Source organism: Paenibacillus sp. 2TAF8 (genome assembly GCF_052114825.1).
Lineage (GTDB): Bacteria > Bacillota > Bacilli > Paenibacillales > Paenibacillaceae > Paenibacillus.
The window spans coordinates 256,513-272,976 of sequence record NZ_JBFRFN010000004.1 but is presented as its reverse complement, the minus strand read 5'-3'; the positions used below and the strand labels follow the sequence as shown (position 1 = coordinate 272,976).

10 protein-coding genes are annotated in these 16,464 nt (G+C 47.1%); 6 read left to right on the top strand and 4 right to left on the bottom strand.

Annotation, left to right across the window (positions count from 1 at the left end; translation table 11 throughout):
- Nucleotides 1-63: 63 nt before the first annotated feature.
- Both AB4Z30_RS08460 and AB4Z30_RS08455 read left to right on the top strand, forming a co-directional pair.
- Nucleotides 64-822 carry an ABC transporter ATP-binding protein gene (locus AB4Z30_RS08460; protein ID WP_441925378.1) on the top strand — a complete coding sequence of 253 codons (759 nt, stop codon included), beginning with the start codon at nt 64-66 and terminating at the stop codon, nt 820-822.
- A 405-nt stretch (nt 823-1,227) separates the two neighbouring features.
- Nucleotides 1,228-2,733, top strand: a complete 1,506-nt coding sequence (locus AB4Z30_RS08455) for a malate:quinone oxidoreductase (RefSeq protein WP_441925199.1) — start codon at nt 1,228-1,230, stop codon at nt 2,731-2,733.
- A gap of 139 nt (nt 2,734-2,872) precedes the next feature.
- Here AB4Z30_RS08455 and AB4Z30_RS08450 read toward each other — a convergent pair whose 3' ends face one another.
- A complete protein-coding gene (locus tag AB4Z30_RS08450; protein WP_441925376.1) occupies nt 2,873-6,010 on the bottom strand; it encodes a hybrid sensor histidine kinase/response regulator in 3,138 nt (1,045 codons plus the stop codon).
- 174 nt (nt 6,011-6,184) lie between these two features.
- Here AB4Z30_RS08450 and AB4Z30_RS08445 point away from each other — a divergent pair, with 174 nt between their 5' ends.
- Nucleotides 6,185-7,330 (top strand): response regulator, encoded by a 1,146-nt coding sequence (locus AB4Z30_RS08445; protein WP_441925197.1) that lies wholly within the window; start codon nt 6,185-6,187, stop codon nt 7,328-7,330.
- 118 nt (nt 7,331-7,448) lie between these two features.
- Here AB4Z30_RS08445 and AB4Z30_RS08440 read toward each other — a convergent pair whose 3' ends face one another.
- A complete protein-coding gene (locus tag AB4Z30_RS08440; RefSeq protein ID WP_441925195.1) occupies nt 7,449-8,627 on the bottom strand; it encodes a hypothetical protein in 1,179 nt (392 codons plus the stop codon).
- A 550-nt stretch (nt 8,628-9,177) separates the two neighbouring features.
- Between AB4Z30_RS08440 and AB4Z30_RS08435 the strand changes: the two genes are divergently transcribed.
- From AB4Z30_RS08435 to AB4Z30_RS08425, 3 genes are all read left to right on the top strand, one after another.
- Nucleotides 9,178-11,259 (top strand): TerD family protein, encoded by a 2,082-nt coding sequence (locus AB4Z30_RS08435; protein ID WP_441925193.1) that lies wholly within the window; start codon nt 9,178-9,180, stop codon nt 11,257-11,259.
- A 351-nt stretch (nt 11,260-11,610) separates the two neighbouring features.
- Entirely contained in the window at nt 11,611-11,844 is a 234-nt protein-coding gene (locus AB4Z30_RS08430; protein ID WP_441925191.1) for a hypothetical protein, read from the top strand.
- Nucleotides 11,841-12,023 carry a hypothetical protein gene (locus tag AB4Z30_RS08425; RefSeq protein ID WP_441925189.1) on the top strand — a complete coding sequence of 61 codons (183 nt, stop codon included), beginning with the start codon at nt 11,841-11,843 and terminating at the stop codon, nt 12,021-12,023. The genes AB4Z30_RS08430 and AB4Z30_RS08425 overlap by 4 nt, the downstream gene beginning before the upstream one ends.
- 406 nt (nt 12,024-12,429) lie before the next feature.
- Here the strand turns inward: AB4Z30_RS08425 and AB4Z30_RS08420 are convergent, their stop codons facing one another.
- Nucleotides 12,430-14,085 carry an extracellular solute-binding protein gene (locus AB4Z30_RS08420; RefSeq protein ID WP_441925187.1) on the bottom strand — a complete coding sequence of 552 codons (1,656 nt, stop codon included), beginning with the start codon at nt 14,083-14,085 and terminating at the stop codon, nt 12,430-12,432.
- A gap of 20 nt (nt 14,086-14,105) precedes the next feature.
- Entirely contained in the window at nt 14,106-16,445 is a 2,340-nt protein-coding gene (locus AB4Z30_RS08415) for a helix-turn-helix domain-containing protein (RefSeq protein WP_441925185.1), read from the bottom strand.
- Between the last annotated feature and the right edge of the window lie 19 nt (nt 16,446-16,464).

Genomic DNA, 16,464 nt, shown 5'->3' with positions numbered 1-16,464 from the left:
GTTCCGTTTGATCCGGTCTCATTACTCAATCCATCAACCAATTCATCATCGGATCGCCAAGTCGTGCTGCATGTGGAACAGCTCGCCCGCACCTATGCTGGTGCGGAACATCCTGCCATCAACGATATTTCGTTCACCCTGAACCGTGGCGAATGTCTGGGGCTTGTCGGAGAGAGCGGCTGTGGCAAAAGCACACTGGCCCGCTGTCTGCTGCGCATCGAGGACGTGGATCATGGCTCGATCCAGCTTGACGGGCAGGACATAGCCCGGCTGGATGGACGCCGTTTGCGCCCGCACCGTCGCAAGATACAGATTGTTTTCCAGAATCCTTCGGCTGCACTGAATCCGAAGCTCACTATCGGAGCATCCTTGATTGACCCCTATGAACAACTAGGGCGGGATGCCAAACTCGCGCACTTCACCTACACATCGAAGGAAGCCTACATCCGCCAGCTGCTAGAGGCGGTAGAACTTCCGAGTGAACTGGCGAACCGCTACCCCCATGAGCTGAGTGGTGGTCAGCGGCAGCGCGTGACCATTGCCCGAGCCATCGGCATTGAGCCGGATGTTGTTGTGCTGGATGAGCCAACGGCCAGTCTGGATGTCATTTCACAAGGAGCTGTCTTGCAACTGCTCACTGATTTAAGGACATCGCTAGGCTTGTCCTACCTGTTCATCTCGCATGATCTGGCGGCAGTGCACCGGATGAGCCAGCGGATTATCGTGATGCAATCCGGGAAGATTGTAGACCGGTTTGACGCGGATGCATTGTTCGCCGAGGAACGCCACCCGTATACGAAGGAACTGATTTCGATATTTTGAAGACACGGCGTGTATGAGCCTGTGAACTGACTTCTTTCTATAATAAGAGCCGTTATGCGAAGGTTGAGATGCATGCGGCTCTTTGTGCACCTTTTTTCACAGAGAATCATAAGTTTTAAAAGAGGGCCTTTTACCGGGCGAATGAAAAGTTCCTTCTTTGCTTTGAACAAATAAATCTTTCAGGCCTATAACCGGGCTAACGAACCGTGACAAACTAGCGTATACTGAGGAAATAGCTAATATCTTGAAATTGCATATTTAAATTGCTCCATATTATTGATACACTAGTTCAAGGTTATATTCATTCAGACAAGGCGCGAACCCTCGAAAAGTGGGCTTGCAGCCAATGCCAAATCGATAACGCTTACATCCTTTTGGCAAATATAGGGTATAAGGACGGTAAACATGAGCCAGGGACAAACGAGTACAGATGTAATCTTGATCGGTGCCGGAATTATGAGTGCAACTTTGGGAACTTTGCTGAAAGAATTGGCACCAGACTGGAATATTAAGGTTTTTGAGAAGCTTGCCACCGCAGGAGAAGAAAGCTCGAATGAGTGGAATAATGCTGGAACCGGGCATGCTGCGCTGTGCGAACTTAACTATACTGTTGAACGACCAGACAAAACCGTAGATATTAGTAAAGCCATTAAGGTGAATGAGCAATTCCAGGTTTCCAAGCAATTTTGGTCCTATCTGGTGAATAGTCGTCTGATTCGGAATCCGAGGGACTTTATTATGCCGATTCCTCACCTCAGTTACGTGCATGGGGAGAGCAATGTGCAGTTTCTAAAAAGACGATATGACACGTTGTCGAACCACCCGCTGTTTGCAGGCATGGATTTCTCGGACAACCGGGAAGAGCTGGCGAAGTGGATGCCGCTGATGATGAAAGACCGTACAAGCAGCGAGCCTGTTGCAGCGACCAAGATTGACTCTGGCACGGACGTTAACTTTGGTGCTTTAACGCGTATGCTACTGAAACATCTACAGGAACAAAAGGTGGAAGTCCACTATAAACATAGCGTGAAGAATATTAAACGCAAGAGTGATAAATCATGGGAATTGACCGTGAAAAATCTGACGAGCGGAGCCGTTGAGCGCCATCGGGCGAAATTCGTCTTCATCGGTGCGGGCGGCGGAAGTCTGCATCTGCTCCAGAAGTCCGGCATTCCGGAAGGAAAACATATCGGAGGTTTCCCTGTAAGCGGGATCTTCATGGTATGTCAAAATCCACAAGTTGTGGAGCAGCATCATGCCAAGGTGTATGGTAAGGCCTCCGTAGGGGCTCCGCCAATGTCTGTACCGCATTTGGATACAAGATACATCGACAACAAAAAGTCCCTGCTGTTCGGACCCTTCGCCGGTTTCTCACCGAAGTTTTTGAAGACTGGATCGAATGCGGACCTCATTGCATCGGTGAAACTGCATAATCTGTTAACGATGCTTGCGGCTGGCGTGAAGGAACTCTCGCTCACCAAATATCTCATTCAACAGCTCATGTTAACGAAGGAACAGCGCATGAAAGAACTGCGTGATTTCGTGCCGAGCGCGAGGAGTGAGGATTGGGATATGGTGCTGGCAGGTCAGCGTGTGCAGGTGATTAAAGACACCGTTCAGGGTGGCAAGGGTACGCTACAATTCGGAACCGAAGTTGTGACTGCGGCGGATGGCTCCATTGCGGCACTATTAGGCGCGTCTCCGGGTGCTTCAACAGCGGTTCAAGTCATGCTGGAGATACTGGAGCGTTGTTTCCCGCAGAATATGAAGGAATGGGAGCCAAAGATCAAAGAAATGATTCCGTCTTATGGCATCTCGCTTGCAGACAATCTCGATCTATTGCGTGAGGTGAATCTGTCTACGGCAAAATCGCTGGGGTTATCGGACGAGAAGCAAGCATTACATGTGTAAGGATAAATGGCTTCAGCTCATTTAAACCAGGAGATGAAGCCAGAAAGCAAAGAAGCAACAAAGTATAAAAGTAAAAAAGGCTGAGTCCGGATCAAGTCCAGGCTCAGCTTTTTGTGGTTTAGTTTCCCAAAAAAATAACTTATAACGAATCCATATCCGCCTGGTCAGGTATAAAAAAGGAAACTTTCGTCCCTTGCCCAGGTGAGCTGACGATCGTCAAACCTTGCCCATAGAGCTGATTTAAGCGCCGATGGGTGTTGGTTAAACCAATGCCTCCAGGCTTTAACGGATTTGGTTTAGGCCATGCGAGCGCTCGTTCAATCTGCTCTGGCTGCATACCTGAGCCGTTATCTTCGATCTCGATCAGCGTGCCGGCAGCTTGGGCAACGATGCGAATCCATACCGTTCCGCCTTCCACTTGGCTGAGGACACCATGGCGAACGGCATTTTCAATGAGCGGCTGGATCGTGAGCGGAGGCAATATCACATCGATATCTTCTGGAATGTCCCAAACTACGTTTAATCGTTCCGCGAATCGTTCCTTCTCAATGTAGAGATAGGCCTTCGATAGGTCAATCTCGTGGGCAATCTCCACCATTTTCTCCGAATTTACAAAGTGGAAGCTGGTCTGCAAGTATTCGATAAAAGCATCCCCGAGACGCTGCATTCGATCCGTATCGATCTCACTGAGCATCATAATGGAATTAAGTGTGTTAAACAAGAAGTGAGGCTGAATCTGTGCCTGCAAATAAGCGGCTTCCATCCGTAATCGCTCATCAATGGACTGCTTCAACACAATCAATGAACCAATGCGGTGTCTCAACTCCACGGCATCGACAGGCTTGGTTACATAATCGGTAGCACCCGCCATGAACCCGGCATAGACATCCGCCGGCTCGTTTCGGGCGGTTAACAACAGGATGGGAAGCTCGGATACGGAGTAACGCTTACGTACATTTTCTGTCAGTTCATAACCGGACATATGAGGCATCATGACGTCCGCAATTAATAAATCCCATGACTGCGTATTCAGTAATTCAAGTGCATCTAACGCCGAAGTTACCGGTTGTATATCATACGGTTCATTCGATAACATCGAGATGAGCACACGTAAGTTTACGGGATCATCATCAACAGCGAGGATACGGGCAGTCGTCTTCCCAGGTATGATGGGCTCCACAGGATACTGCTCTTCACTTGCACTCACTGCAGTTTCCTCATGTGGGGCACCCCATCGCGGTTGCTCAGTCTGATCGGTTAAGGCCGATGTATCCCCTCGGGGGAGCGAGACTTGAAAAACAGATCCTTGCCCAACTACCGACTTCACGGTGAGTGTACCACCATGAAGCTCTGTAAGCTGCTTGCTAATACTTAGACCGAGTCCGATCCCACCACTCAAACGGGCTTGGGCTGTACCCTGTTCATACGCGTCAAATATACGGGCTTGTAACTCATCGCTGATCCCGGTACCTGTATCCGAAACTTGCATAATGACGCTATCTTTATCTGCTCTAACCGATACCGTAATGGTACCCTCATCTGTGAACTTGAGTGCATTATGAAGCAAATTGTACAGGATCTGAACAAGCCGTCTCTCATCGGCCAGAACCAGCGGTAAACCTTCAGGAGTATCCACGATGATCTGGACTCGCTTGCCTTCAGCCATAAATCGGAACATACCAATGACGCCGGATATGACTGAGGCGAGGGATAGTGGTTTTTTCTGCAATATGATGCGTTTTTCCCTCAGACGAATGACATCCAGAAGGTCATCAATCAATTGCGACATCTGTCTTCCGATGTTCACTAACAGCTTCATGTCTTCCGTATGTTGTCCCCCCGATTGACGCTGTTCACGCTTATCGCGCACCGCAATGCTTTCGGCAATGTTAATAATTCCATGCAGGGGAGTCCGCAGTTCATGCGCTGTGTTCACCAGGAATTGATCTTTCTGCTGATCCTCCACTTTGAGCTGTTCATACAGTTTTTCAATTTCAGTGGCATTGCGGAAATATTTCCTGAACCAGTAGGCTGCAAACCCAAATATGGCTGCCATGACATCAATCGGATAATATACGTTGGTGATTTCGTTGTGTGAGTTCACGATTCCCCATAGCACACTGGACAAACTGCTCATTGCTGCAAAGAGCAGAAAGCTTGCGTCACTTTGTTTGGCTGCGGCCATTTTGAAGAACAGGAGCACAGACCAGCCAATGGCAAACAAATACAGGAAATCAGGAATCTGAGTATGAAGTGCTTGGTATACAAGCTTCACGGGTATAACAAGTAAGTATGCAAGGTATCCTCCCACCACACTTGCATAAACCAGAAAGAGCTTTCGCCCATGATTAGGATTCGCAAAGCTTCTGGCCAGCATGAGAAGGAAAAGCGCAAATGAGGCATATGAAATCGCCTTGGCTTTAACCATCCAAGTGAAGTTTAGCGGAAGCCAGTTTAATAACAGACCGTCATGGTCAGATATGACCGTTAAGGCTGTGGCCAGTATTAATAATGAAAACGTGAGCAGCGCTCGCTGCTTCCGGATAAACAGAAACATGACAAAGGCATACAGGCTGTGAAGAAGCAGTACGGCAAACGTTATTTTCTGCAAATCAATCGATAGACCTCGTTCACTTCCAATGGCCGCAGGAGAACCCAAGTATATGGAACGCGTAATTCCTCCACTGAACGGGTCGTCGAAATTGGCTGTCTGCACAATTAGAGTGAGTTCACCTGTCTTGTCCAGTGCATAGGTGCTAACAAATGCAGTCCTTTCTGGTTGATAGCTTTCGGCATTGCTGGCGGGTTGACCAAATTTGGCAACAACCGTTCCGTCAATCTCAATGAGGGATGAAGTCTGAATTTTCTGAGCCCAGAGGGAGATTTCTTTTACGGATGGGTCCAGCAATATGCGAAGCTGGTACGTTCCATATCCGAACGACGATGTAGATTCTGGATGTAACGCATTACGCCAGTCACCCGGTACTTGAACCCATGTCGCTGGCGTGTCCGAACCTGTAGGCGCTGAATCTGTATTGGTTTCTTCTCCCCCTGAGATCAAAGCATGGGGTGTGAATCCCCACTCTCCATTAAGAGAGATTGGTGAAGCATCGGCAAGGTTCCAGCCTCGAAGATCCAGCACACCTTGAACGGGTTTGGGATGATCGGGTATAGCAAAAGAGACAGACCACACCCAGCGGAACCCAAGTAGAATAGTCAAAAATATTAGCGACAATACAACATATCTAGGTATTTTCATATTAGTTATTGGTTTCATGGCAGATTCTAATTTTCGACACAATATGCCTAACTCCTGCACCGTACTGTTCAAATCAAGTCTTTTTTATTTAGAAATGTAGGCTGTATTCCCAAATTGATAGCGTTCGCAACCCGATGTTTATGGTAAAATTATAGATTAAAGGATGATCAAGCGAGCCGGAGGAGCGTGCATATGAGAGTGATTTTGGTAGATGATGAAAATCTCGCTCTGAGCAGGTTGAATAAATTGTTAGTCGAGAGAGAAGATTGCGAGGTCATTGGTTCTTTTTTGAGGGCAGAAGAAGCGATTGAGCAAATTAAGCACCAGCTGCCGGACCTTGTTTTCATGGACATTGAAATGCCGGGGATGAATGGAATCGAAGCAACTGAACGAATTCATGAGGTTTCCCCCAGAACAGAGGTTATTTTCACAACAGCATATAACGAACATGCACTGACGGCTTACGGTCTTGAAGTGCTGGATTACATTATGAAACCCGTAACACGGAATCGTTTGGATAAAACGATGAAAATGTATCAGCGCAGAGCCGTACCGGCACCAATGGACGTCATCGAAGACCCAGCAGAGCGAGGAATGTTAATCCGCTGTTTGGGAATTCTTCGGGTGCAGTTGCATCCATATGATCCACCCAAACATTTGAAGTTCAGAACGACTAAAATCAGAGAGTTATTCGCGTATTTGCTCCATCATCGCAATAAACCGATCAAACGTGACACCCTGCTTGAACTGTTATGGCCGGAACTGGATGAGAGGAGAGGGATAACGAACCTGCACAGTGGCGTTCATCGTTTACGCAGCATGCTGAACGAATTCATGGGTGAAGATCGGATTTCGGTACGCTATCAACAATTTGGATATATATTGGAGACTGGCGATTTCAGGCTTGATGCGGAAGAGTGGGAGAGCCGTCTTAACCGATTGCCTTCATTATCCTTGTCTACACTTGCTGAGCATCGGTACGTCTCGGATCAATATGAAGGCAAGTACTTCGGCGAGGATGACTATGCATGGGCAGAGTTGGAACGTCAGCGGTTGCATGCGCTCTGGCAGAATCATGCGTTGAAGCTGACACAGTTCTACATGGAATCGGGCCATCCCAATGAAGCTCTAATGTTGTATCACCAGATGCAGCAGTTTGATCCGATGATGGAGGAAGTCAGTCTTTCTCTGATGAAGCTGTATGACCACTTAGGCAATAAAGATCCGGTGGTTGCTCAATATAATCAGCTGGCAGCCGCATTACAACAAGAGGCGGGTGTGCGACCTGGTCTTGAAGTGGAGTCATGGTATCAGGAATGGAAGCTCAAAAACATGTGAATGTCTGCTTATCGGGATAGTGAGAGTGAGAAAAATTGAAATTGTCATACCTTCTGACAGCCTCATGGATGAGGCTGTTTTCTATATAAGTAACATGTGTTACTTATTGGTAGGGGTACTACAAATACCACTGTTTAGCCTCATCATTAAAGAACCGGGTCACTTCCGGGTACTGGTTCAGATCAATCTGGTGCTGTCGCATCATCTTCTGAAGGAAGATGGTGTCTGTGAACATTTTGCTGATGATGAAGCTGCATTCCTCTGGCGTATCCTGGAAAGCACTCACGAACACTCGGATCTCATTAAAATCAAAGAACAGAATATAAGAAGCGTAATTTTGAAGTAGAACGGTAAAACAATAGTCACGGTATGATCTGAAATCGTTTGAAGTGTCTCCCGCACTAACAAGAAGTGAATCCGCATTGGCGGTGGTATCGCCATCATTATTAGCACCAGCACTTGTTTCAATAGTTACATCTCTGGTCGTACCATGGAGCAAATCTCTAATGATCTGGAAAAATGCCGCAGAATCATCCACATATAGCTTGAGCATTCCATCCACGTCGTTGATGAGTTGAATGGCTGTCTCCACACTTTTTACAGAAGGTATGATTAACTTGTTGGAACGACCCTCGATGACATGTAACAGCTCCATGGTTAAGGTTTCGCACACTTGAATCTCTTCTGCTGAGATCACCAGTTGTTCTGTGTATTGGTCTCGATGTGTGGCGTAATGATCATGATAAGCAGCGAAGTATTCCCCGAGTGGGATGCCGGTTTTTGTATGGATTAAACGTTGTTCGTGAAATGAGCAGGCATATAATGTTTCCTCATTGACCGGATGCGCGTAGAGATAAAAAAAGAAGAAAAAGTCGCGCAGTCTCTGCTTCTGTTCAGCCTTTAAACGGGATATGTCACGCAGATGGGACAGCTGGAGGAAGCTATAGTTTTTCATAAAATCATTCATGGCACTGTAGGTGTTGTGCATGTTGATGGACAGTGTGCTATTCATCGTGAACAGCAGGTAGAACAGAATCATCTCATCATACACATCCAGTTGCTCAAACGTTTCAGCTAAAACGGGCTTCCAATCCGGCTTTGGTCCATAGTAGGGGTCTTTCGGACGTACTTCAGCCATCCAGTCTGAGAAGGTTTCTTCCGGGTGATCAGCAAAGAACAATGCTGCACCGCCATCCTCATATTGACCATATGCCATTATCATATCCCCGTGTGTGGGTTCCGGGGGGAGATGGAATTTAAGACGAATGTAATCGTTATATAACGTTTGTAATTTCATTTTCTCAGGCATCCTCATTTCAAAAATACGTTTGGATTTCCCGCACTTCTGTCTCGATCTTCACTGTGCGCTCTAGTTTGTATCCTCTGATCGTTCCTCATGGACATTTCTCAAGAAAGTACCCAAAAATCATGTCGTAATACTTTCGCCCTGCTCATGGATGCCAAAATCTGAGATGATGAGTTCACCAAAGGTTCGGGTGACGAATTTCGGAACTTCGAGCTCTTGGCCTTCAGGCTATGGCGGTCCTTCCTTCTACATCATTGGAGAATACTAGGGTCGCCGCTCTCCTGAAGATTTCAAATCAGAGAGGAGGCGTCCAGGCTATCATGTTCCTTCCTTCTAAAGCTAACCACCAAATGTTAATAGGGATATGGCTTTCCTGGACTCTTTGATCATGAACAATAAATATAACGACAATATCAATAATAGTAATAATAGTAATAATAGTAATAGTAACACTGACAATTGGAAAGTAAATGTCGATAATCATGTAGATTACAGCAATATAAAAATGAACAGTATCTATGTGCGCAGAGCAGGCAAATTGATGATTCAACCGAGCGAACAGCGGCAGCATCCATTGCCCAAAAAAGTTCTGGCGACTGCGCTCAAAAATATAGAATCTCTCGGGTTCACTTTTTCCACTGAGCTGATGCAGGCACTGCGGACGCTGTCCGAAGAACAATTTACAGCGTTGATGGGGCAGCTGGTCAAAGACCTAGAAGTGATGGTCGGTGCCCATGTGAAGTACAAACCGATGTATGCGGGATTCCCGGAGCAGGTAATGGAAGCAGACGAAGCGGAGCTTTACTTAAATGCTGTGCTTCATTACCTGACACATCTTACGCTCGACGATTTTGAGCCTTCGGCTATGACTGCTGGCGTGCGGTCTCCTTCCCTGGAGCAAACGAAGCTGAAAATCATTGATCTGGGGAGTAAGCAAGCGTTCCAGAAGCTGATCTATCAGTTAATAGAGGCGAAGGGTTCCATCTCGGATACGGACAAAAAAGATATCAAACTAGCGTTGAAACACGCTGATCCGAGTAAGGTTGAGACCATGTTGCCGGAGGAGATTCCGTTTAAGGAGAATGTAGGCTTTGTCGTTGCGGTGCTATTGAAATATGAACTGGCAAGCATGGAACGTATCGGGTCTTATTTTAAAACGGCAAGCGATGTGCTCCGACTGGCGGTATCCTGGTCGGAGGGGGACGTCAGTCTGGCAACCGCCTCGCCTTTTCGTAAATTCAAACGTCGTGAGCGCCGCCTGCTCCTCAGCTTGCTGGAGCAATGCGGCTCCATCACGGAAGATATGCTGCGCTACAAGGATCGCTGGATTCGGCTAGGCGAAATTTTGCATCCATCCGAATACAAGCTGCGGTATCCGCGGAGCCAGGAAGCCTTTGATATTTTGCGAAATAACAAGCCGTTCTCAACCTTTAACGGTAGCGTGGAGCTCGCGTTCCAGTATCGGAATATCTGGAGCCTGATCGACCTGTTGTCCCAGCGTCCGGGTGAATTCGCGCGGAAACTGGATCATATGCTACGCATTACAGACAACGAAGAATATGTGCTGCTTGCTTTTGGAGAGGTCGCTGCACAGGTGTCCACGCCGGTGTTATTGCAGGTGAGAGAGCATTTTGTACACCGGAATGAAGCGTCAAAAATGCGGGTATTTTTTCCGAAAGGCAATGTCGCCAAGGCGGTTGGTATCCCGAATGAGCTACCGAAGCTGAATGAAGCAGTCTGTCAGGAAGTGGTGCAAATATGCGAGCAGGCCCTGATCACACGATTCGCTGAATTCTCTTCGCTCGGGAAGACGTATGTTGATGAGCGACTGCAGCATTATCTGGTACCTTTTTCACAGCGTTCCGCGAGCAAAGCTTTACGAACGATTGTGAGAGGAAGCCGTATCCCGATGGGGGAGGGTGATACGATTCGTTTCTTCAACTGGTGGAAAGAGGGCGAGGTCGATGGCACGCCTACAGGGCGTGTAGATATCGACCTGTCTGCGGTCATGTATGACAAGGACTGGAACTATCTTGAACATATCTCATATACGAATCTGAAGTCTGTTAAATATAAGGCTGTCCACAGTGGCGATATTGTGACTGCACCTTATGGGGCGAGTGAGTTTATTGATCTGCATATCCCTTCGATTGTGAATTATGGCGGAAGGTATGTGGTGACGACACTGCACTCCTTCACCAGTCATCCGTACTGTAATTTGCCGGAATGTTTTGCAGGCTGGATGATGCGTAAGAAACCCGGCTCGGGCGAAATTTATGAGCCATCCACGGTGGAGAACAAGATCGATATTACGGCTGATACGCAGATTGCCATTCCCGTTATTCTGGATCTGGTGGAGCGTACGATCATCTGGACGGATCTGGCGCTGACAAGGTACCCGGACTATTACAACAATGTGGAAGGCAATCGGGGAGGAATCGTGCTGATGGGGAAAGCAATGACTTCATTACGCAAACCTCAGTTGTATGACTTGTTCGTGCTGCACGCCACAGCGAGAGGTGAATTGGTAGATACGAAGGAGCAGGCCGATACGATCTATGCGGTTGATGAAGGTGTGACACCGTATGATATCGAGCAGATTATGGCTGAGTATCTCGCTTGATCCGCAGATCGGCATGGGCTGGAGTGAATTGTGGTGCGATGTGTTGTGGTGGATGTATATGAGCGTGTGAAAAAGAAAAAGCATAGAGCACGTAATGACAAGAAGGAGCAGCCGCAAGGTTGCTTCTTTTTGTCTTGCTTAGAAGATAAAAGCTGAAAAGGAATATAGTCAGAAGATACACAGGATCATATCGAATGAGATTTTTATTTTAACTCGGGTTTCATCTGCTGGAGTTCCACTGTTAACTTGACTTCATTTGACGATGAGTTCCATTTTATAGTAACCTTGGCGTGACTATGAGGTTGTTGCTTTCTTTTTCAAAGAAATGCTCAAAGGAGTGATCTAATCTACATGAATAATAATACAAGCCAAAATACAAGCGTGTATGCCATTCTTGACCAGTATGCCTTTAACGAGCAGTCATCTTCCACTGAATTGATTGAATTCACATTAAAATCATTGCAGGACTTGTTGCCACTTACTGGCTTCAAGGTTGTCAAATCCCGCAAAGCCCTCGAGATGAAAACGAAGGAATTGTTGATATCCATCAATTTGCAGGCCAAGAAGGAGGTGCATGAAGTATGACCATTACCCCTGTCATTCTGGTGTTATTTGCGTTGGTTAGCTATTTCTTTATTTACTTTATGTGTAAAGTGATTAATCCTCAGGCACCCAAAAAATATGTTATGTGGGCTGGAGTTTGTTTTGCAATTCTGACGGTGATGTTGTGTATTCTATTGCTTCTTCTCCATCAGCTGATCTAGAGATGCAGTTTACGGACGAAACCGTAGCCTAAATGTCCACTTTCTTGACATAGCTCCATAAGTTAGCTGAGCTCCCGTCCCCGAAGCTTTGGACAGCGGCTAACGATCACAGATAATGTTATTTGGAGCATTTAAGCCTGTTTGAAAATCTAACGATCACAGATGACCCTATTTGGTTTTTTTTAGCGGAAAACTGTCGTCTGTGATGCATTTTGGCTAGAATAAGGTCGCTGGTGATCGTTAGATTTATAAATGTGCGAAAATCAGTCCAATAAGGTTACTGGTGATCGTTAGAGCCCGAGAGTGCGGAGAGAGACGGTGGATTTCTCGCAATTGTATGTTGCGTCACTTTCCCTTGACATGCCCCTCGGCACGCTTGCGAGAAACTCCATCCAATCTGCGCTCGCTACTGCTTCCACGCATTTGCTTCCTTCATCACTTCTGAACCGCCTGCGGACATGAACTCCTGTACAAACTCATCGAATTCACGGAGTGGTCGCTCGCCTGTAATAAATGAGATATAGGCTTTGTTCTTCAACCGAATCAACGAATCGCTGTATTTAGCCAGAGCGGGTGTAGCGACCTCCAGCACGTTATATATGCCGTCTTGATCTAGGTGTAGCGTTGAAGCCCATTGTTCACGTTCTCCCGTCTCTTTCAGCGGGACAGTCATGCCGATATTGGCACCAATCGTATTCTGGTACCCAAACATGGTGTCATACGGTGGCTTGATGACGACACTCCGAGGCTCCGTTGGTGTCCACGTCCAATGTTTATTTGGCATACCGTAGGTCATACTTGCTGCCTTGTCTGAATCAGGGTTTGCACTCACCTCATCCAAAATACGCAGGATCATCTCCAGTTTGCCGGGCTCCTTGACCGCATCCGCTCCGATCGCAGTGAAGCTCATTAACATGTCATTGCCTTTGGAACCGCGTTGTCCGTGAGGCCCCATGAAGGGTTGGCCTAATGTGACCCGAGCTTCAGGGAACTTGGCCGTTAATTCTTTTACATTAAATGCTGCTTGGACTGGACTCTTCACGACTTTACCGTCACGTTCAACACGCCAATCCTCATAATCGCCCTCCTGAATCCAGTGGTAGTAGTTCCCCATCGAGGTCATCCCGATTTTACCGTTAATAAATGCATGGGACAGATGTTTGTACCCGCCTTTATTCTCGCCTGTGACAAACTCGGGATCGATCACACCATCCTTGTACCACTTCCGTAGGTAGGTCAGTGCCTGCTTCATCTCGGGCTGCAACGCACCAATAACTTTCTTCCCGTCCTTCGTGCCGAAATATAGCTGATCAGCAAAAACAATCTGACCGAAGGCTCCGAACACAACATTCATGCCTTCACTGGATAAACCATACGTATCCTGGATGCCGTTGCCGTCGGGATCATCAAAGGTAAATGCATAGATCACCTTCTCGAATTCCGCCAGCGTCTGCGGAACGGACAAACCCAGTTTGTTCAGCCAATCCTGCCGATATACCACCGGTGTACGATAGATGTTCGTTGGATTAATGACAGGGATGCCGTAATACTTCCCGTCTATAACTCCTGCATCTTCATAGGCAGGGGCTTGTTCATGGATGATACGCATGAGATTCGGTGCATATTGCTTCAGCGTCTCGACCGGGATCTCGGTTATCACCCCTTGCTGCTGGTATTTCAACAGATCTTGCGGCTGACGGATACGAAATAGGTCTGGAATGTTACCTTGGGCTAACTTCATATCGAGAAGCGACTCATATTTGTTGTTTTCCATATTCCAGATGTCCAGATCGACATCGAATTGTTCTTCCACCTGTTTCAATATCTCGGCATCTTGCGGAACGGGTAGATTTTGATGTAGCGTCCACGAGATATGATACATGGCTTTGTCCGAAGGAGTGGAGGACGTGCCGCCGGGCTCTGATTCGACCATGGCACTGGGTCCGTTCAGCAGATTACAGCCACCAACAATAACGCCCATCAGCGTCAGTAGTGCCGTAGTCAGAAATATCCGATAGTGATAAGGAACTTTCGCTCCTGCCTTCTGTTCCTTCACCTTCATCCGATCCGTCCTCCTCATCCTTATGATCTGGCATCGGATATCGCTGCCGAAGAGAGATTGCGTACATAATTGCCTGGTGTACAGCCGTACATTTCTTTGAAACGTTTAATGAAATAGGCGGTTGTGCCGTAACCCACCGAGCTTGCAACTCGGTCTATGGTCATATTGTTGTTTTCAATCAATACTTTGGCCTGCTCCATCCGCCTTGATGTGACATAGTCAGTGTAGGTGACGCCCATTTCTTCCTTAAAAAGCTTGCTCAGATACTTGGGACTGAGGAATACTTTGGCTCCAACGGCCTCAAGCGAGAGGTCATCCGAAAGATTGGCTTCAATATATTGCTTGGCTAGCTCGATGGTTGAGACAGCACGGTCACTGTTACGATTCTCGGTTTCTTCTATAAATGTAGTGATTGACGCTGTCAGCCAGTTACGGTAAGCCAATATATCATGCAGATTGGTATATTCGTGATACAGATCGGGGTGCCCAAACTGTAACGGGTGCTTATAACGCACATTTTTGGCAACATCCGAGTAGATAAACACCATGTTTGACAGGATAAAATGGCAATAATCCGCAGGATGCTGCCCCTCTCGCATATGTTCAACCACCTGCTCGATGGTACCTACAGCTTCATCCAGCTGCCTGCTCTGAAGTTTGTCTCTGAACTTGGCAAGCAGGGTCTGCGGAATTTCATCCAGGCTGTGCTCGCGCTGAATCAGGGAATGGTCTTTCAGAATGTGCAGCTCTGGCAAAAAATAAGCATATTTCATCAATACCTGCGCTCCGTTGAAACTTTGATGAATATCACGGAGATCCTTGACCCAGCAGCCTGTAGACAGCTGAATGTCTGGTTGCAACTGCTGACGCGTCTCTGCGAGCAGTAGTTGGGAGAACTTGTCCAATAATGCTTCTGAAGCCACATCGGTACAGAGAATGACAGCAAGCCGCTTATCTGGCAACTCTTCTGCAATAAGGCGACTGTCTTGCAGGGATAAGCATTCCAGTCCATGCATCAGTCTGGCAATGGCCTCAGGCTGTTTGGAAGAGTCATTTTCAACAATCGTAGACCCGGTATTCATCAGCATACAGCAGTATTCAGCATACGGTCTGGCGATACCAAGCGCAGCGCGTTCCTCTTTCCATGGCCTCTTCTCGGGGTTGCCCTGCAGAAGGTTGAGCACCGCTTTGTGTCGTACAGCTGCGCTGTTCGCGATCATGGTCTCCTCGAGATTGTTCACTTGTTCTTTGAGATGAAGAAAGGCATTGTCGATCATGCGAAATTCATTAGTAACCTGGTTAGGTGCAGTTCCGGACAAATCCTTAATACGACCAACCAGACGTTTGATTGGGCTATAATTAGCGCGGACAAACAGGGCAGATAAGACCAGACCGACCAGCAGTGCGATCAGACAGATCCCGAGAATAAGCTTCTGAATCATGATGGACTGTTCATAATAGTAGCTGGATGGCGTTGCACTGTAGATCATCCATTGAGTCGATGGTAGCGTTTGATAGGAAACCACATAAGGCGAATCCCCAATCTTCTCGTCGAAGCTGCCTTTGACATGGCCTAGCTCAAGCGCCTTTTTCAGAGTTGCCGCGTACATATCAGACTGACCGGAACTTTGCTCTTGCAATCGACTCACTGCATTCCCGGCAGCGTTGACGATCACGGTATGCTGATACTGAGAAGGCATCATATTCTCAATGATGTTATTCACGGCTTCTTCTTTGACATCAATAGCAATGATGACATCGCTCGTTTCCCCTGTTGAGCGAAATGGGTAGCTGTGTGCATACGTAAACAAACCATTGGTATTCCCACTTGTTTGACTGGAGAAAATGTCCTTTGGAATATGACGCGCTGGCGTCCACAGACTGTTATGTTTGCTGGTACGCATCTCTTGAAGCCAGTCTGCATAATACACGGAGCCTTCGCTCTGATCTGCTTTATAACGCAGTCCGTAGAGGGAGGAGAGCATAATATTCCGTGCAGGATAATAGAGATGAATGCCTTGTACGATATCAGTATTGGCAGCAACTTTGGCTTGGAGCAACTCTTGCAGGTCAACCACCTGATTCAGTCCGTTTCGATCCTCCTGATCCGCAAATAGACGAATGTTGGCTGATTTATCAAGCGATAGATCAACATACATTTGCTGCACTCGCTTGAGTACGGTTTCTTCAATGGTACGTGCTGTATTTTCAAGAATCAGCTGATTCTTATTTCTTAATTCTTCATTGTAACTGCGTGAGAAATAGATATAGAAAAATGAGCAGATCAGCAGCACAATAACGATGACGATTGAACCATAAGAAAGGGCTAGTCCCGCCCATGCAGAGCTCCACTTTTTCATCAAACATTCCTCCCGGCCC

Coding starts and splice junctions, on each gene's coding strand:
- AB4Z30_RS08420 (WP_441925187.1), bottom strand. CDS start 14,085: ATGAAGGTGAAGGAACAGAAGGCAGGAGCGAAAGTTCCTTATCACTAT.
- AB4Z30_RS08425 (WP_441925189.1), top strand. CDS start 11,841: ATGACCATTACCCCTGTCATTCTGGTGTTATTTGCGTTGGTTAGCTAT.
- AB4Z30_RS08430 (WP_441925191.1), top strand. CDS start 11,611: ATGAATAATAATACAAGCCAAAATACAAGCGTGTATGCCATTCTTGAC.
- AB4Z30_RS08440 (WP_441925195.1), bottom strand. CDS start 8,627: ATGAAATTACAAACGTTATATAACGATTACATTCGTCTTAAATTCCAT.
- AB4Z30_RS08445 (WP_441925197.1), top strand. CDS start 6,185: ATGAGAGTGATTTTGGTAGATGATGAAAATCTCGCTCTGAGCAGGTTG.
- AB4Z30_RS08435 (WP_441925193.1), top strand. CDS start 9,178: ATGATTCAACCGAGCGAACAGCGGCAGCATCCATTGCCCAAAAAAGTT.
- AB4Z30_RS08455 (WP_441925199.1), top strand. CDS start 1,228: ATGAGCCAGGGACAAACGAGTACAGATGTAATCTTGATCGGTGCCGGA.
- AB4Z30_RS08450 (WP_441925376.1), bottom strand. CDS start 6,010: ATGAAACCAATAACTAATATGAAAATACCTAGATATGTTGTATTGTCG.
- AB4Z30_RS08415 (WP_441925185.1), bottom strand. CDS start 16,445: ATGAAAAAGTGGAGCTCTGCATGGGCGGGACTAGCCCTTTCTTATGGT.